Below are 12,697 nucleotides of genomic sequence, written 5' to 3'. Positions count from 1 at the left end.
GTGTGTGCGTTTTAGTATTATGAGTGACTAACATTAAATCATGATACATAAGAATCGCACTCTTCATTCCCAAATGCGATCGCTCCGATTTTCAGCAATAATCCATTCAATTACAATTCTTGCTTTTCAAAATCTTCCCAGAACAGCCTGACAAACTCCTCAGCCGCAGCAGGCTCAATTTCTTGAAGCGCCTTGCGAATTTTTACCACCGTATCCCCTGGTGGATCTGCAATTTCATTTACCCAGCCAAAAACACTAGAACGATTGACTCCCATCACTACAGCCAATCGATTTTGAGTAATGCCATAAATTTCTAGTACCCGTTTGAGGGCTTTTCCTGCTTTTCCCATACCTCCGATTTTGTCAGAGGCTTATAAGCAAGTAAATGTTTGTAACTACGAACAAGATGCTAAACTAATTATGTTCGGATATACGAACATAAACTTTTAGGTCAACTGTAATGAACAAAAGCACTCTACCTTCTATGCAACCAGATTCAGACAGAGAATCTGTTAGTGTTCTTGTCATCGGTTCGCGCCAAACAGTCACAAATACCGTTCACACTCTTTATAGACTGGGTTTTGCGGAGATTAGTGAATGGAGTCCGCTTTTAGCGGCTTCTGAACCAGGTAAAGTGATGAAAATTTTAACTCGCAGCGTTTCAACAAGCGGATTATTGTATTGCTAATTAAGCAGCGATCGCACTCTTCAATTCCCAAGTGCGATCGCTTTCAACTATATACTGATTTTGCGATCGCCTAGAATAGTAAATAACAAAAAGTACTTTGAAAACTAATGAACTTTTACACTGTAGTACTTAGGCAAAGCGCTGGCTATTGGATTGCTTTGTGTTTAGAAAATGGAATTGTAGGACAGGGAAAGACTCAAGATGATGCCATTAGCAAGTTAAAAGAAGCAATTGAGTCTTTTGAAGTAATTTATGAAACTGAAACTAATATCTATAAATCTCCAATTTCTATAGAAGAACTACATGAATTTTTACTATTAGAGGACAAACAACAAAATTCAGAGATATATGAATTAAGGAAAGTATATGCCTAAAAATATACCTTCCCTAAAACCAAAAGAGCTAATTAAGCTTTTAGAAAAAGGAGGCTGCACATTTTATCGAGAAGGAAAAGGCGATCATTGCTTATATACTCGTGAAGTTGATGGACAACGTAGAGTAGTTCCTATAGATATGGGTGCAGGAGAAATGTCTCCTGCTTATGTGTTGCGGATTTTTCGGCAGTTTGGTTTTAGTGATGAGGAAATTGAGTACTTGTTAAAGTAGACAAGATAATTATCTGATGAGCGCTCGCCCCTTCAATTCCCAAATGCGATCGCTTTCAACTATATTATTCAATTTCCCAATCTTCTATTTTTAATCCTTCAACTCTGACAAATTCTTTAGTATTATGAGTCACTAAAATTAAATCATGAGACAGTGCAATAGAAGCAATTAATAAATCATTATAACCAATATGTGTACCAGCATTAGCTAATTGAGCGCGAATCTTACCTGCATTTAAAGCTGAAATATCATCTAAATGTAAAGAAATAAATACTTCTAAAAATCGCTTTACTTTTGCCCAAACTTGATCTGGATTATCACTCCTCATCGCTCCATAAAACAACTCTAGTTTCACAACTGAACAAACCGCAATAGCTTCTAAATCAATATTTTCAACAAGTTTCTGGCGAATCATCGAGTCTTCATTCAAATATTTAATACATACATTTGTATCTAGTAAATATTTCATAACAATTTAAACTCTTCTAAATCATCAAACACACCTTCGGAATCTATAACTAAAGGAGTATCTTTCAAAGAGCCTGAAGTTTCTTCAAAAAAGTTAGCAGGCCAACCTTTTCCTTTAGGTTGATTTTCTGGCTGAGAATCAGTAATAGGTTGTAGTATAACAGTAATAGTTAAATCGGCATTAGTAACATCTACCGGAATATCTAAATGTAATATTCCATCTTGTCCAACATGAGAGTTTAAAGTTATTTTTTGCATAGGATTTAATTAGATTAAATAGACGGGTTTCTACTACCAGATAGCTGATTATATTTTATATATAAATAATGCTAGTTAGGAAAAAGTATGAGGAAAATCAATGCTTCTTGCTCAAGACAGGTAGCTTTAACACACCTTCTACTTATGTTGCGATCGCCCCTTCAATTTCCCAAGTGCGATCGCAATTCCTCTAAATCACTACTTCCTCACGCTGACAATCAAAAACCACCATAAAGCTAGCGTCAGGTATGAGTTGACGTAACCGTTGCAAATGACCTTCTGCATCAGATCGAGTGCGAAATCTAGCGATAGTTACCCGTTGCATATCTGGAAGTAAACGAGTAATAGCCCAAGGATTCAAACGTTCTTTGTATGCGTTCGCTTTAATCTCTAACGAGAAATCGTTGTATTCGTTGTTTTGTGGCATGATTAATTTATCCATAAGCAGTTTAGTGAAGGGCGTTAGCAAGTCTCTTGCCGGGGATGCACTAACGCCTCTTCAATGATGATTAAAGTGCAAACTAATATATTTTGTCAATACTTAACGTTAAATATTAACGGTTTAAAATCAGATCAAAGGTCTAGTCAGCTATGGATTTAAGAGCCTTGAGAGATCGTGCAGGGCTTACAGTCTTAGATGTAGCGAAAGAACTAGACTGCGCGGAATCTTCCATTCGTAACTGGGAAAAAGGGAGAACAACGCCGAAAATGGAAGTATGGCAAGTATTTCGCCTGCGAGATTTGTATCAATGTACAGAAGAAGAGTTAGTGCAAGCAGTTAAAGAATCAATGCTGGCTGAAGACACATAGCTTTAACTAACTCCCTGCTTTTGGTTGAAGCAGGTTTAGTAAAGAGCAATTCAGGCGATGCTTGCGGCTGGCTACGCCAACGCACTCCTCAATTCTCCAGGTGCGATCGCTTTCAAATATATACAGCCTAAAATTAAGGTGACAAATGCTTTTACTGCATCTTAGACATTTATAGTTTTATTATAAGTAGAGTAATAGCTAATTAAAGCTAGAAGTTACCAAAATGCTTGAATTTCATAAAAATTATGTACTTGATGAGAATCAGCAACCTATAGCAGTCCAAATTCCCATTGCTGAGTTTGAAAAGATTGAAGAAATTCTTGAAGATTACGGTTTAGCAAAACTGATGGAGGAAGTAGAGGATGAAGAACGCCTCTCTAAAAATGATGCCAAAAAATATTATAAATCACTAATGGGTGAAAATGTGGAAGGTTGAATACACTAAGCGATTCTTGAAAGAACTTGCTGCTTTGCCAGTAGAGATTCAAAGCCGCGTAGAACCCGTTGTGTTTCAAGAACTTGAATCAGAAAATCCTTTTGAATTAGGATATCTTGAAAAGCTCAAAGGCTATACTGATAAATATAAGATTCGAGTCGGGGATTATCGGATTGGCATTACTGTGGATCAAGAAACAAAAACATTAATCTGCCAACGGGTTGCTCACCGCAAAGACATCTACAGAATTTTTCCTTGAATCAGACATTGTAATGTAAAGTTGTAGGCCACACCCTTCATTCATTGCCAAGTGCGATCGCTTTCAACTATATACATTAGTTAATAAAAAATCTGTGCTACTCAGAAGAAAGGCAACTGAGTAGCACAGATTAATTAATTTAGTGAGTTATCAATTACCGAGCAATTAAACATGCAGGTAATTGGTTAAACTGCACCACTATTTTTATGAAATAGAATCCCTATAGTCTTGAAAATTAACTTAAGATCATACAGTAAACTCCAATTTTTTTGATACTGCAAATCCAAGCGAATTACATCTTCAAAGCTACGTACTTTTGACCTGCCATTTACTTGCCATTCGCCCGTCATTCCTGGTTTAACATCTAAACGTTGCCACTCAGGTACTTCATAACGTTCTACTTCATCAGGTGTCGGTGGTCGAGTCCCAACTAAACTCATATCTCCTTTGAGAACGTTCCAAAATTGTGGCAATTCATCGAGACTAGTTCGCCGTAAAAAGCGCCCTACCTTTGTCACTCTGGGATCGCTCTCATTCTTGAAAAAAGCACCTTGCACTTGGTTTTGCACTTGAGATTTTTTGGCTTCTGCATCCACACACATGGAGCGAAATTTCCAAATCTCAAAACGTTTCCCCATCCAACCACAACGGGTTTGACTAAAGAAAATGGGGCCGGGATCATCAATTGTAATAGCAACCGCAATGGGAATCAGCAAAACGCCTGTAATTACTAAACCAAAGAGCGCTCCCACAATATCGATCAACCGTTTCATCCAAGATGCTACAGAAGGATGAGTAGTAGGTAGCTGCTCAACCTTACGACCAGAAGATACTTGAGCAGCTAAGGGATCATGTTGTTCTTTTTGCGCTACAATACCTGATGATTCAATTGGAAAAACTTGATCCAATCCTGTGAGGTTGAGGACTGCCATTACCGAAGGAGTTACATTACGGAGTATAAATAGTACTTGTTTTTCCTTGGCGGTTTTGAAATTACTGACCAGGGCGCCTAAACCACTACTATCCATAAAAGTAGTTTGGTGAAAGTCAATAGTGATTTGTTTGAGTTGTGCATTTTCAAAGATTAACTCTTGGCAAGTGTGCTTAAAGTCTACAGCCTCAAGCACACTCAAGCGGGCAGGTATATGCACTACTGCTATTTCATTTAAATAAGTAACCAGAAAATCGACCTCTTTAGGTTGGCTAGTCATGAAGCTCTGCACTGTAGTTGCCGTGTAAATGTAAGCTGCCAAACATTAATTGTGTCCTAATGTAATTACCTATCCTCATCTAGAATTAGTAGGAATCAGGACTAATTGCTAGTGAATTAGGAGAGATTCTAGATGAATAGCGTTGATTCACAATAAAACAAGAGGCTCAAAAAACTTACTTGCTGTTGTGAAGACGCGGCGCGATCGCATTGCTATTATCCCATGACTTCTAAAACTACGGTTAATCCTACTGCACGCCTGATAGAGGTCTTTTCTGCTATTCAAGGGGAAGGACTCAATGTCGGGACAAGACAAATTTTTATTCGCTTTGCTTTATGTGACTTACGCTGTCACTTTTGCGATAGCGCCCATACTTGGAATGCACCCGCAACTTGTAAGATAGAGCGAACCCCAGGCTTACGTGACTTTGAAGTACATTCCAATCCTGTACCCCTACCCATTTTATTAGAATGGGTTGAACGGCAAAATCTACCTTGTCTACACGATAGCATTAGCTTAACTGGGGGCGAACCCTTGCTTCATACCCCTTTTTTGGCCTTATTTCTACCGCAAGTGCGATCGCTCACCAATCTACCCATCTATCTGGAGACTGGAGGTCATCGCCCAGAACAATTGGCGATGATTCTGCCCTACTTAGATTCCATAGGCATGGATTTCAAGTTACCTAGTGTTAGCGGTGAAAGCTATTGGCAAGAACACGCTCAATGCCTTAAATTAGGTTATGACTCACATTTAGATGTTTTTGTCAAGATAATTATTTCACAAAACACAGAGCCAACTGAATTAGAGCGTTCAGCTTTATTAGTGGCAGATGTGAGTCCTGATATCCCAGTTTTTTTACAACCTGTCACACCTTTAGCTGACTTTGAACAATTGGCAGAAAAACCTATACTTGCCCCTTCTCCAGAACAGGTTTTGAAGTGGCAAGCCTTAATGAAAAAGTTTGTGCAGCACGTCCGTGTTGTACCGCAAACTCATAAAATGTTAAATCAGTTGTAAGAGGGCATGGGGCATGGGGCATGGGGCATTGGGCATTGCTCAATTATCCTCCTTGTCTCCCTTGTCTCCCTTGTCTCCCTTGTCCCCCCTGCTCACTGAGCGGAGTCGAAGTGCTGCTCCCCTGCTCCCTAGTCCCGAATGGTAACCAAGGAGCGGATGGAACAGCTGATTAAAATCCACCTTCATCGACAGGCCTAGATTTAGATTTTGCCTTATTAGCACTGCGTTTGAGGGCAGAGAGCCTAGCTTCATATCTAGACCGCTGGCGCTTGCTAGCAGTGGTGTCAATCAAAGTTTTTAAGGCGCTACCCAAACTTTTATAAGCATTGGGTAAGCTGTAACCAAAGCGAGTTGCAAGTGCGATCGCTTTATCATCAGCATCAACTAATTCTTTTAGTTGTTTTTCCCCGTTATTTTTTTGGTATAACCGCCAGCCGGAAACGCCGCAAAGTGCCAATGCTAAAACCAGTAACAATCCATCCTGTACCCACAACTCACCTACAGCACCACCTAAACCGATAGCCAATGCTGCCATTTCCCAACCATCTTTGGGAATTGTGTCATTTTGAATGCGGGCGACTTCGTGCCAAAACAGCAGATTACGCTGATCCATTGCGAGGCTATCCCATTTCACCAAGTCAATTTGAATTTCTACTTGGTCTTTGCCAATTTCTTCGCTACGGATCAGGGGTGGATTGACCTCAGTTGTGCCTTCAACAGTGACCCAGCTCTGCAATTCTGGCGGTAGTAAGCCTTTCAATCGCCGAAGTTCACTCATTTCCGCTTTGGCAGAGGAGGTTGCATAGGATGTCATAAAATCCAGCCCTAGAAAATTCAGTATATAGTGAGGGTATCACTTTGGAGTATAGCTATTTAAGTGATAATCCGCCTCACTCGTTGGGAAAACTTCCCCGCCTTTTTCTGGCTTCCATTGCTTTTTCTAGGATTTCTAGTAATCCCGGAGCTTCTTCTTGAATACTCAGTAACAGTCTTTCGCCAAGTTCTATATTCCCAGGATCGTGACCTGTTTCCATCACTTCTTTCAGGCGAGGCATTGCAATACTATCAACAATTTGAATTAACCCGCTTAAACAACGGTTAAATTGTTTCTCTGTGAGGATTGAGTCTTCTAGGGGAAACTCGATAATGGCACGGATTTCACCATCAGATGGATCGTACTCCCATTGCAGCATTTTGGTTTCCCAAGAAATCGCCAGCATTGTCTGTAGGATAGCTCCCTTATAAGGATGCTCTTGCACTCCAGCCAGAACTTGAGGCGCAAATACCCGAAAAAATTTCCCCTCCTCATCCAATTGCACAACTATCAGGAAGTCATCTAGGTGATCAGCTTCCACACCTGTGATAATCCGGTCTTCTTCATCATCAAAACGGTAGTCCCAACCAAGGTTGTCCAAGTATTTAGCAATCTGTTTCAGATTAGCTCCCATAATAGCCTCATAAGGAATGGTGGAGCAGCTGTTACCACACCTAGTTTAACCTGCTAGTGGCAGATGCCTAAGTTAGTACAGTTACTTCCGCTTTTTTAGAAGTATGCAATCCAGCTTTTGTTGATTAACAAAACCATACTACGCCCAATCCTCACCTTCTTAAACTGAGGAACCCGTTGTCAGGGTATCTTAAAAAACTATTTTTCTCAGCTTTTGAATTTTTTTAGCCCTACACAATCACCTAAAAATTATTCTATACAAAGCCCAAAAAATACTACTTTATAATATAAAACTTTTAGTTATTATCTTCTATAAGAATGCTCTTGTATATTGCCATAATTAACAAATAATTTCGCAAATAAAAGAGAATTTATCTGTATCAATGAAGCAGGTTTAAAAATCACTAAACCCGATAAATCTTATTTTTAGACACACAAATTCTAAACAGTTTTTCCGATAAAAATTCTTCTTCCCTAGCCCTTAGTCCCTAGACCCTACTGCTGGTTCCCCTAGTCCTGGTTCCCCTAGTCCCCATTTTTCAGCTAGCGTCCCAAAAAGTTTTATATTACAAACATCTACTTGCTTTCACAGAGAGATTGTAGTTGAAAACACATTTTTGCTTGGTAAATGGTCATCATAAATTATGCGTAAATCAGCTTTAATTTTAGCGATCGCACCCCTGATCTTTGCCATCAGTGCTTGTGGTGGCGACTCAGGAAATGCAAATAACAGTACAACTAACACAACTAGTACCCAAACAGCACCAGCAATTAAAAATCGCTGGGATACGGTAAAAAACCGTGGTCAGCTAATTTGCGGCGTCAGTGGTGAAGTTCCAGGATTCAGCTTTGTCGGAACTGATGGTAAATACAGCGGAATTGATGTAGATGTCTGTCGCGCCGTCGCAGCGGCTTTATTTGACAACCCAGATGCAGTAGAGTATCGCAATCTCAGCGCCAAAGAACGGTTTACAGCTTTACAAACCGGGGAAGTAGATATTCTCAGCCGCAACACCACATGGACACTCAGTCGCACCACCTCCGTTGGTTTGGAATTTGCACCTGTTGTTTTTTATGATGGTCAAGCGCTCATGGTTCGCAAAACTAGCGGGATTAAATCCTTAGCAGACCTCAAAGACAAGGCCATCTGCGTTCAAACTGGGACGACTACCGAGCAGAACTTAGCAGACCAAATGCGCAAACGGGGTATTACTTACAAACCTGTTGTTTTTGAGGATGTCAACGTTACCTTTGCAACCTATGCAGAGGGGCGTTGCGACGGAATTACAGCTGACCGTTCTGCGTTAGTGGCGCGGCGATCGCTTCTACCCAAACCAGAAGATAACCTAATTCTCGATGAAGTCATTTCTTCCGAACCACTAGCACCAGCAGTCGCCAAAGGTGACACTAAATGGGCGGATACTGTGAAGTGGGTAGTTTATTCCCTAGTCAAAGCCGAAGAATTAGGGATTAATTCTCAAAATCTGGGACAATTTGCCACTAGTAATGACCCAGATATCAAGCGATTTTTAGGAACAGAAGGGAACCTTGGTGAGAGCCTTGGCTTAACCAACGACTTTACAGCCAGAATTATCAAGCATGTTGGCAACTATAGCGAAGTTTATGATCGCAATCTCGGCCCAAAAACAAAACTCAATCTAGCCCGTGGTCAAAATCAACTTTGGTCAAAAAACGGATTACTCTATTCTCCACCTTTCCGGTGATGTGGGGGGATGGGGGAGACAAGGAGAGAAGTCTGAGCGCCGGCTTCCGGCGATCAGAACTTCGGGGAGACAAGGAGGACAAAATTTATGGTGAAGTGAGGATGTAGTTTGAGCCTTTTTACCTGGAAGTTGAGCCTTTGAGCCTGGAAGTTGCACCTTTAAGCCTGGAAGTTGCACCTTTAAGCCTGGAAGTTGCACCTTTAAGCTTGGAAGTTGAGCCTTTGAGCCTGGAAGTTGCACCTTTAAGCCTGGAAGTTGAGCCTTTGAGCTTGGAAGTTGAGCCTTTGAGCCTGGAAGTTGCACCTTTAAGCTTGGAAGTTGAGCCTTTGAGCCTGGAAGTTGCACCTTTAAGCTTGGAAGCAGCACCTTTAAAACTAAAATTGCGAGCTTAACCCTTGACTGTTGACTCATAACCCATGACAACTGACCATTGACCATTAACCATTGACTCTTGACCAATGACAAATGACTCTTGACAAATGACAAACCTAAAATTATTGTGGCGCGATCGCCGTTTTTGGCGCATCGCCGGACAATTTATCGCTGTATTTTTAGCAGCAGTTGTAGTCACAATACTCTGGAGTAACCTGAACCGCAATTTACAGCAACTAGGTATTCAGTTTGGCTTTGATTTTCTCAAACAGCAAGCATCTTTTGATATTGGTGAAACTCTGATTACCTACAAACCAACTGATACCTATAGTCGCGCCTTGTGGGTAGGACTGATTAACTCATTGCGAGTTGCAATTGCTGGAGTTTTTCTGACGACAATTGTGGGAGTAAGTGCAGGAATTGCGCGACTCTCGGATAACTGGCTAGTACGGAATATTAGCTTAGTTTACGTAGAAATTTTCCGGAATACACCTTTACTGCTGCAATTACTGTTTTGGTATTTTGCGGTTTTCCTTGGTTTTCCCAAGGCGGAAAATAAAATTTCTCTCTGGGGATGGATTTACCTGAGTCAAAATGGTGCAGAATTGCCTTGGTTTACTTTGTCTCCAGAGTTTTCAGTTTTACTACTGGGTTTAACTTTTTATACAGGTGCATTTATTGCCGAAATTGTCCGTGCGGGAATTCAATCAGTACCAAAAGGACAATGGGAAGCTGCGCGATCGCTAGGTTTAAAACCAGCGTTGGTGATGCGATTGGTGGTTTTTCCCCAAGCCTTGCGGGTAATTATCCCACCTTTGACCAGCCAATATCTCAATTTGACCAAAAATTCCAGTTTAGCGATCGCCATTGGTTACCCGGATATTTATTTTGTCGCCTCTACCACCTTTAACCAAACCGGGCGGGCGGTAGAAGCTATCTTACTCATTATGCTTACCTATCTCACCCTCAGTTTGACAATCTCTCTAGTCATGAATTTTTTCAACCGCATGGTGCGGATTCAGGAGAGATGAGGAGGATGAGGAGGACAAGGGAGACAAGGAGAGAAGTCTGAGCGCCGGCGTCCGGCGATCAGAACTTCTCCCAAGGGGAGACGCTGCGCGAACGGAGGGACAAGGGGGACAACTGAAAACTGACAACTGACAACTGACAACTGACAACTGACAAATGACAAATGACAAATCCTCAATTACTGTGGCTGCGGAAAAATCTTTTCAGCACTTGGTACAACAGCTTGCTGACTGTTGTCTGTCTAGCATTTCTAATTTGGTTAGTCAGGGGAATTCTTATTTGGACAACTACCCAAGCACAATGGGCGGTCATTCAAGTTAATTTACGTTTATTCTTAGTAGGAAGATTTCCCCCATCCTTATATTGGCGAGTTTGGATTGTGCTGGCGATCGCTGCAACTTTAACTGCTGTAACTTGGGGTGTATTTTCTAATCAACAACCTTTAACAAAGCGGAGAATTACACTTTCTACTTTAATGGTTGCTGTTTTTTTAGGGGTTGTGCCTTTGGATTTTACATCCCGCCTCTGGTTGCTGTTAATTGCTGTTTTATTATCTGTCGGATTGGGGATTGGGAGAAAATTCCCGAAAGTAATAGCTCCTTGGCTTTCCCTAGTATGGTTATTATCTTTTAGTGTAATTCTCTGGTTAATTGGTGGTGGATTGGGCTTACAATCTGTATCGACAAATTTGTGGAACGGTTTGCTACTCACCTTATTAATGGCAGCAGTTAGTATTGTACTTTCTTTCCCCATTGGAGTTTTACTAGCTTTAGGACGCACTAGCAATTTACCTGTCTTGCGTTGGTTTTCTATCCTGTACATTGAAATTATCAGAGGATTACCGTTGATTGGGATTTTGTTTTTTGCACAGATTATGGTGCCATTATTTCTCCCAGTCGATTTACGTTTAGATCGGGTAGTGCGAGCAATTACAGGACTGGTTTTATTTAGTGCTGCTTACATGGCAGAAAATGTGCGCGGCGGACTTCAGGCTATCTCCCGGGGACAAATTGAAGCTGCAAAAGCACTAGGATTTAATTCTCTATTTGTCGTTATATTGATTGTACTACCACAAGCTTTACGTGCGGTTATTCCGGCAATTGTAGGTCAATTTATTGGCTTATTTAAAGATACTTCGCTTTTATCTTTGGTGGGATTGGTAGAGCTTACCGGAATGTCCCGTTCAATTGTGGCGCAGCCGCAATTTCTCGGACGTTATAGAGAGGTTTATTTATTTATTGGATTGATTTACTGGATATTTTGTTACTCCATGTCCCTGGCTTCTCGACGCTTAGAAAAGCAGCTTAGTCAATAGTCATTAGTCATTAGTTATTAAAGGAAAATTTTATGTCAGAATTAACTCCGATAATTGTTGCGGAAAATGTTCATAAATGGTATGGAAAATTTCACGTTCTTCAAGGTGTAAGCTTGACAGTAAGCCGTGGTGAAGTAGTCGTATTGATGGGTCCATCAGGTTCAGGAAAATCTACCTTTATCCGCACATTTAATGCCTTAGAAGAATATCAACAAGGCAAAATTGTGATAGATGGTATTACTCTGAGCAATGATTTGCGAAATATTGATGCAATTCGCAAAGAAGTGGGAATGGTATTTCAACAATTTAATTTATTTCCCCATTTAACAGTACTGCAAAATATTACTTTGGCACCAGTTTGGGTACGTCGGTGGACGAAGGCTAAAGCACAAGAATCGGCGATGCAATTGCTAGAAAGAGTCGGAATTTTAGAACAAGCACATAAATATCCGGGACAATTATCTGGGGGACAGCAGCAACGGGTAGCGATCGCCCGTGCTTTAGCTATGCAACCTAAAATCATGCTGTTTGATGAACCAACCTCAGCTTTAGATCCGGAAATGGTTAGAGAAGTTTTGGATGTGATGCGCAGTCTTGCCCGTGACGGCATGACTATGGTAGTAGTGACTCATGAGGTGGGATTTGCTCGTGAAGTTGCTGATAGAGTAATCCTCATGGATAGTGGTTCCCTCATCGAATCAGCGACACCAGACTCGTTTTTCAACAAACCCCAACAAGAGCGAACTCGTAAGTTTTTATCCCAAATTCTCTAACTTTCGCCATTTAATATTAAAACTTTGCTATCTTTTCATCTTCATCAAGATAAAATACAAAAATTCTACGTAAGTAATATCACTCCTCTTAATGACCATAATGGATTCAATTAGTTACAGTTTAGTTGACTGTTACCTAAGTATGGTATGTCAAAGTTTACTTAATCTTCAACGAAAAATCAATGACAGAGGAAGAGACTAAAGGGACAATGAATTAGGGTGTGTCAGAAGTTCAAAAAATCTTGGGAATAAATATTGTTTTTCAATAAAAAACCAGATAA

20 protein-coding genes are annotated in these 12,697 nt (G+C 40.6%); 13 read left to right on the top strand and 7 right to left on the bottom strand.

The features are described 5' to 3' along the window. Window positions 1-110 precede the first annotated feature (110 nt). On the bottom strand, window positions 111-350 hold the full coding sequence (locus AACU32_RS07960; protein WP_096599089.1) for a helix-turn-helix domain-containing protein: 240 nt from the start codon (window positions 348-350) through the stop codon (window positions 111-113). 110 nt (window positions 351-460) lie between these two features. On the opposite strand from AACU32_RS07960, the gene AACU32_RS07955 reads away from it, so the two are divergent. The 3 genes from AACU32_RS07955 (at window position 461) to AACU32_RS07945 (ending at window position 1,294) form a co-directional block, all read left to right on the top strand. Next, window positions 461-688, top strand: coding sequence for a peptide ABC transporter substrate-binding protein (locus AACU32_RS07955; RefSeq protein ID WP_096599088.1), 228 nt, complete (start codon window positions 461-463; stop codon window positions 686-688). 107 nt (window positions 689-795) lie between these two features. Further along, window positions 796-1,062 (top strand): type II toxin-antitoxin system HicB family antitoxin, encoded by a 267-nt coding sequence (locus AACU32_RS07950; protein ID WP_096599087.1) that lies wholly within the window; start codon window positions 796-798, stop codon window positions 1,060-1,062. Next, entirely contained in the window at window positions 1,055-1,294 is a 240-nt protein-coding gene (locus AACU32_RS07945) for a type II toxin-antitoxin system HicA family toxin (RefSeq protein WP_096599086.1), read from the top strand. The genes AACU32_RS07950 and AACU32_RS07945 overlap by 8 nt, the downstream gene beginning before the upstream one ends. A gap of 64 nt (window positions 1,295-1,358) precedes the next feature. Here AACU32_RS07945 and AACU32_RS07940 read toward each other — a convergent pair whose 3' ends face one another. Beyond that, entirely contained in the window at window positions 1,359-1,763 is a 405-nt protein-coding gene (locus tag AACU32_RS07940) for a type II toxin-antitoxin system VapC family toxin (protein WP_096599085.1), read from the bottom strand. Beyond that, a complete protein-coding gene (locus AACU32_RS07935; RefSeq protein WP_096599084.1) occupies window positions 1,760-2,020 on the bottom strand; it encodes a hypothetical protein in 261 nt (86 codons plus the stop codon). Before AACU32_RS07935 ends, AACU32_RS07940 begins: the two co-directional genes overlap by 4 nt. Before the next feature lie 68 nt (window positions 2,021-2,088). Here AACU32_RS07935 and AACU32_RS07930 point away from each other — a divergent pair, with 68 nt between their 5' ends. Further along, the gene (locus AACU32_RS07930; protein ID WP_339377645.1) at window positions 2,089-2,214 is read left to right on the top strand and encodes a hypothetical protein; all 126 of its coding nucleotides are present in this window, start codon (window positions 2,089-2,091) and stop codon (window positions 2,212-2,214) included. On the opposite strand, the gene AACU32_RS07925 is transcribed toward AACU32_RS07930, so the two are convergent. Next, window positions 2,211-2,447, bottom strand: coding sequence for a hypothetical protein (locus AACU32_RS07925; protein WP_096607907.1), 237 nt, complete (start codon window positions 2,445-2,447; stop codon window positions 2,211-2,213). The genes AACU32_RS07930 and AACU32_RS07925 overlap by 4 nt on opposite strands. Before the next feature lie 164 nt (window positions 2,448-2,611). Here AACU32_RS07925 and AACU32_RS07920 point away from each other — a divergent pair, with 164 nt between their 5' ends. From AACU32_RS07920 to AACU32_RS07910, 3 genes are all read left to right on the top strand, one after another. Further along, entirely contained in the window at window positions 2,612-2,830 is a 219-nt protein-coding gene (locus AACU32_RS07920) for a helix-turn-helix domain-containing protein (protein WP_096599083.1), read from the top strand. A 223-nt stretch (window positions 2,831-3,053) separates the two neighbouring features. After that, window positions 3,054-3,266, top strand: coding sequence for a hypothetical protein (locus AACU32_RS07915; protein ID WP_096599082.1), 213 nt, complete (start codon window positions 3,054-3,056; stop codon window positions 3,264-3,266). Then, the gene (locus tag AACU32_RS07910; RefSeq protein WP_096599081.1) at window positions 3,253-3,525 is read left to right on the top strand and encodes a type II toxin-antitoxin system RelE family toxin; all 273 of its coding nucleotides are present in this window, start codon (window positions 3,253-3,255) and stop codon (window positions 3,523-3,525) included. The genes AACU32_RS07915 and AACU32_RS07910 overlap by 14 nt, the downstream gene beginning before the upstream one ends. Window positions 3,526-3,710: 185 nt before the next feature. Here AACU32_RS07910 and AACU32_RS07905 read toward each other — a convergent pair whose 3' ends face one another. Then, window positions 3,711-4,736, bottom strand: coding sequence for an anti-sigma factor antagonist (locus tag AACU32_RS07905; protein ID WP_339377644.1), 1,026 nt, complete (start codon window positions 4,734-4,736; stop codon window positions 3,711-3,713). Between the two features lie 222 nt (window positions 4,737-4,958). Between AACU32_RS07905 and AACU32_RS07900 the strand changes: the two genes are divergently transcribed. Next, the gene (locus tag AACU32_RS07900; RefSeq protein WP_096599080.1) at window positions 4,959-5,756 is read left to right on the top strand and encodes a 7-carboxy-7-deazaguanine synthase QueE; all 798 of its coding nucleotides are present in this window, start codon (window positions 4,959-4,961) and stop codon (window positions 5,754-5,756) included. Between the two features lie 169 nt (window positions 5,757-5,925). Here AACU32_RS07900 and AACU32_RS07895 read toward each other — a convergent pair whose 3' ends face one another. Next, a complete protein-coding gene (locus AACU32_RS07895) occupies window positions 5,926-6,570 on the bottom strand; it encodes a DUF3318 domain-containing protein (RefSeq protein ID WP_096599079.1) in 645 nt (214 codons plus the stop codon). 76 nt (window positions 6,571-6,646) lie between these two features. Beyond that, a complete protein-coding gene (locus AACU32_RS07890; RefSeq protein WP_096599078.1) occupies window positions 6,647-7,204 on the bottom strand; it encodes a hypothetical protein in 558 nt (185 codons plus the stop codon). Between the two features lie 643 nt (window positions 7,205-7,847). Here AACU32_RS07890 and AACU32_RS07885 point away from each other — a divergent pair. The 5 genes from AACU32_RS07885 (at window position 7,848) to AACU32_RS07865 (ending at window position 12,416) form a co-directional block, all read left to right on the top strand. After that, window positions 7,848-8,927 (top strand): amino acid ABC transporter substrate-binding protein, encoded by a 1,080-nt coding sequence (locus AACU32_RS07885; protein WP_096599077.1) that lies wholly within the window; start codon window positions 7,848-7,850, stop codon window positions 8,925-8,927. Window positions 8,928-9,064: 137 nt separating this feature from the next. Further along, the gene (locus tag AACU32_RS07880; RefSeq protein WP_339377641.1) at window positions 9,065-9,319 is read left to right on the top strand and encodes a hypothetical protein; all 255 of its coding nucleotides are present in this window, start codon (window positions 9,065-9,067) and stop codon (window positions 9,317-9,319) included. Between the two features lie 87 nt (window positions 9,320-9,406). Continuing rightward, window positions 9,407-10,330, top strand: a complete 924-nt coding sequence (locus AACU32_RS07875) for an amino acid ABC transporter permease (RefSeq protein ID WP_096599075.1) — start codon at window positions 9,407-9,409, stop codon at window positions 10,328-10,330. A 161-nt stretch (window positions 10,331-10,491) separates the two neighbouring features. Then, window positions 10,492-11,643 carry an amino acid ABC transporter permease gene (locus tag AACU32_RS07870; protein ID WP_096599074.1) on the top strand — a complete coding sequence of 384 codons (1,152 nt, stop codon included), beginning with the start codon at window positions 10,492-10,494 and terminating at the stop codon, window positions 11,641-11,643. Between the two features lie 32 nt (window positions 11,644-11,675). Then, complete coding sequence (locus AACU32_RS07865) at window positions 11,676-12,416, top strand: amino acid ABC transporter ATP-binding protein (protein WP_096599073.1); 741 nt, start codon at window positions 11,676-11,678, stop codon at window positions 12,414-12,416. Window positions 12,417-12,697: the final 281 nt, after the last annotated feature.

Origin of the sequence: Calothrix sp. NIES-2100, assembly GCF_963875285.1 — a bacterium.
Lineage (GTDB): Bacteria > Cyanobacteriota > Cyanobacteriia > Cyanobacteriales > Nostocaceae > Aulosira.
This window is presented reverse-complemented; position numbering and strand designations above follow the sequence as displayed.

Excerpts from the sequence above, each read along its gene's own strand:
- AACU32_RS07895 (WP_096599079.1), bottom strand. The coding sequence starts at position 6,570 with ATGACATCCTATGCAACCTCCTCTGCCAAAGCGGAAATGAGTGAACTT.
- AACU32_RS07915 (WP_096599082.1), top strand. The coding sequence starts at position 3,054 with ATGCTTGAATTTCATAAAAATTATGTACTTGATGAGAATCAGCAACCT.
- AACU32_RS07955 (WP_096599088.1), top strand. The coding sequence starts at position 461 with ATGAACAAAAGCACTCTACCTTCTATGCAACCAGATTCAGACAGAGAA.
- AACU32_RS07900 (WP_096599080.1), top strand. The coding sequence starts at position 4,959 with ATGACTTCTAAAACTACGGTTAATCCTACTGCACGCCTGATAGAGGTC.
- AACU32_RS07885 (WP_096599077.1), top strand. The coding sequence starts at position 7,848 with ATGCGTAAATCAGCTTTAATTTTAGCGATCGCACCCCTGATCTTTGCC.
- AACU32_RS07875 (WP_096599075.1), top strand. The coding sequence starts at position 9,407 with ATGACAAACCTAAAATTATTGTGGCGCGATCGCCGTTTTTGGCGCATC.
- AACU32_RS07930 (WP_339377645.1), top strand. The coding sequence starts at position 2,089 with ATGCTAGTTAGGAAAAAGTATGAGGAAAATCAATGCTTCTTGCTCAAG.
- AACU32_RS07950 (WP_096599087.1), top strand. The coding sequence starts at position 796 with ATGAACTTTTACACTGTAGTACTTAGGCAAAGCGCTGGCTATTGGATT.
- AACU32_RS07940 (WP_096599085.1), bottom strand. The coding sequence starts at position 1,763 with ATGAAATATTTACTAGATACAAATGTATGTATTAAATATTTGAATGAA.
- AACU32_RS07865 (WP_096599073.1), top strand. The coding sequence starts at position 11,676 with ATGTCAGAATTAACTCCGATAATTGTTGCGGAAAATGTTCATAAATGG.
- AACU32_RS07925 (WP_096607907.1), bottom strand. The coding sequence starts at position 2,447 with ATGCCACAAAACAACGAATACAACGATTTCTCGTTAGAGATTAAAGCG.
- AACU32_RS07960 (WP_096599089.1), bottom strand. The coding sequence starts at position 350 with ATGGGAAAAGCAGGAAAAGCCCTCAAACGGGTACTAGAAATTTATGGC.
- AACU32_RS07935 (WP_096599084.1), bottom strand. The coding sequence starts at position 2,020 with ATGCAAAAAATAACTTTAAACTCTCATGTTGGACAAGATGGAATATTA.
- AACU32_RS07945 (WP_096599086.1), top strand. The coding sequence starts at position 1,055 with ATGCCTAAAAATATACCTTCCCTAAAACCAAAAGAGCTAATTAAGCTT.
- AACU32_RS07920 (WP_096599083.1), top strand. The coding sequence starts at position 2,612 with ATGGATTTAAGAGCCTTGAGAGATCGTGCAGGGCTTACAGTCTTAGAT.
- AACU32_RS07910 (WP_096599081.1), top strand. The coding sequence starts at position 3,253 with ATGTGGAAGGTTGAATACACTAAGCGATTCTTGAAAGAACTTGCTGCT.
- AACU32_RS07890 (WP_096599078.1), bottom strand. The coding sequence starts at position 7,204 with ATGGGAGCTAATCTGAAACAGATTGCTAAATACTTGGACAACCTTGGT.
- AACU32_RS07870 (WP_096599074.1), top strand. The coding sequence starts at position 10,492 with ATGACAAATCCTCAATTACTGTGGCTGCGGAAAAATCTTTTCAGCACT.
- AACU32_RS07905 (WP_339377644.1), bottom strand. The coding sequence starts at position 4,736 with ATGACTAGCCAACCTAAAGAGGTCGATTTTCTGGTTACTTATTTAAAT.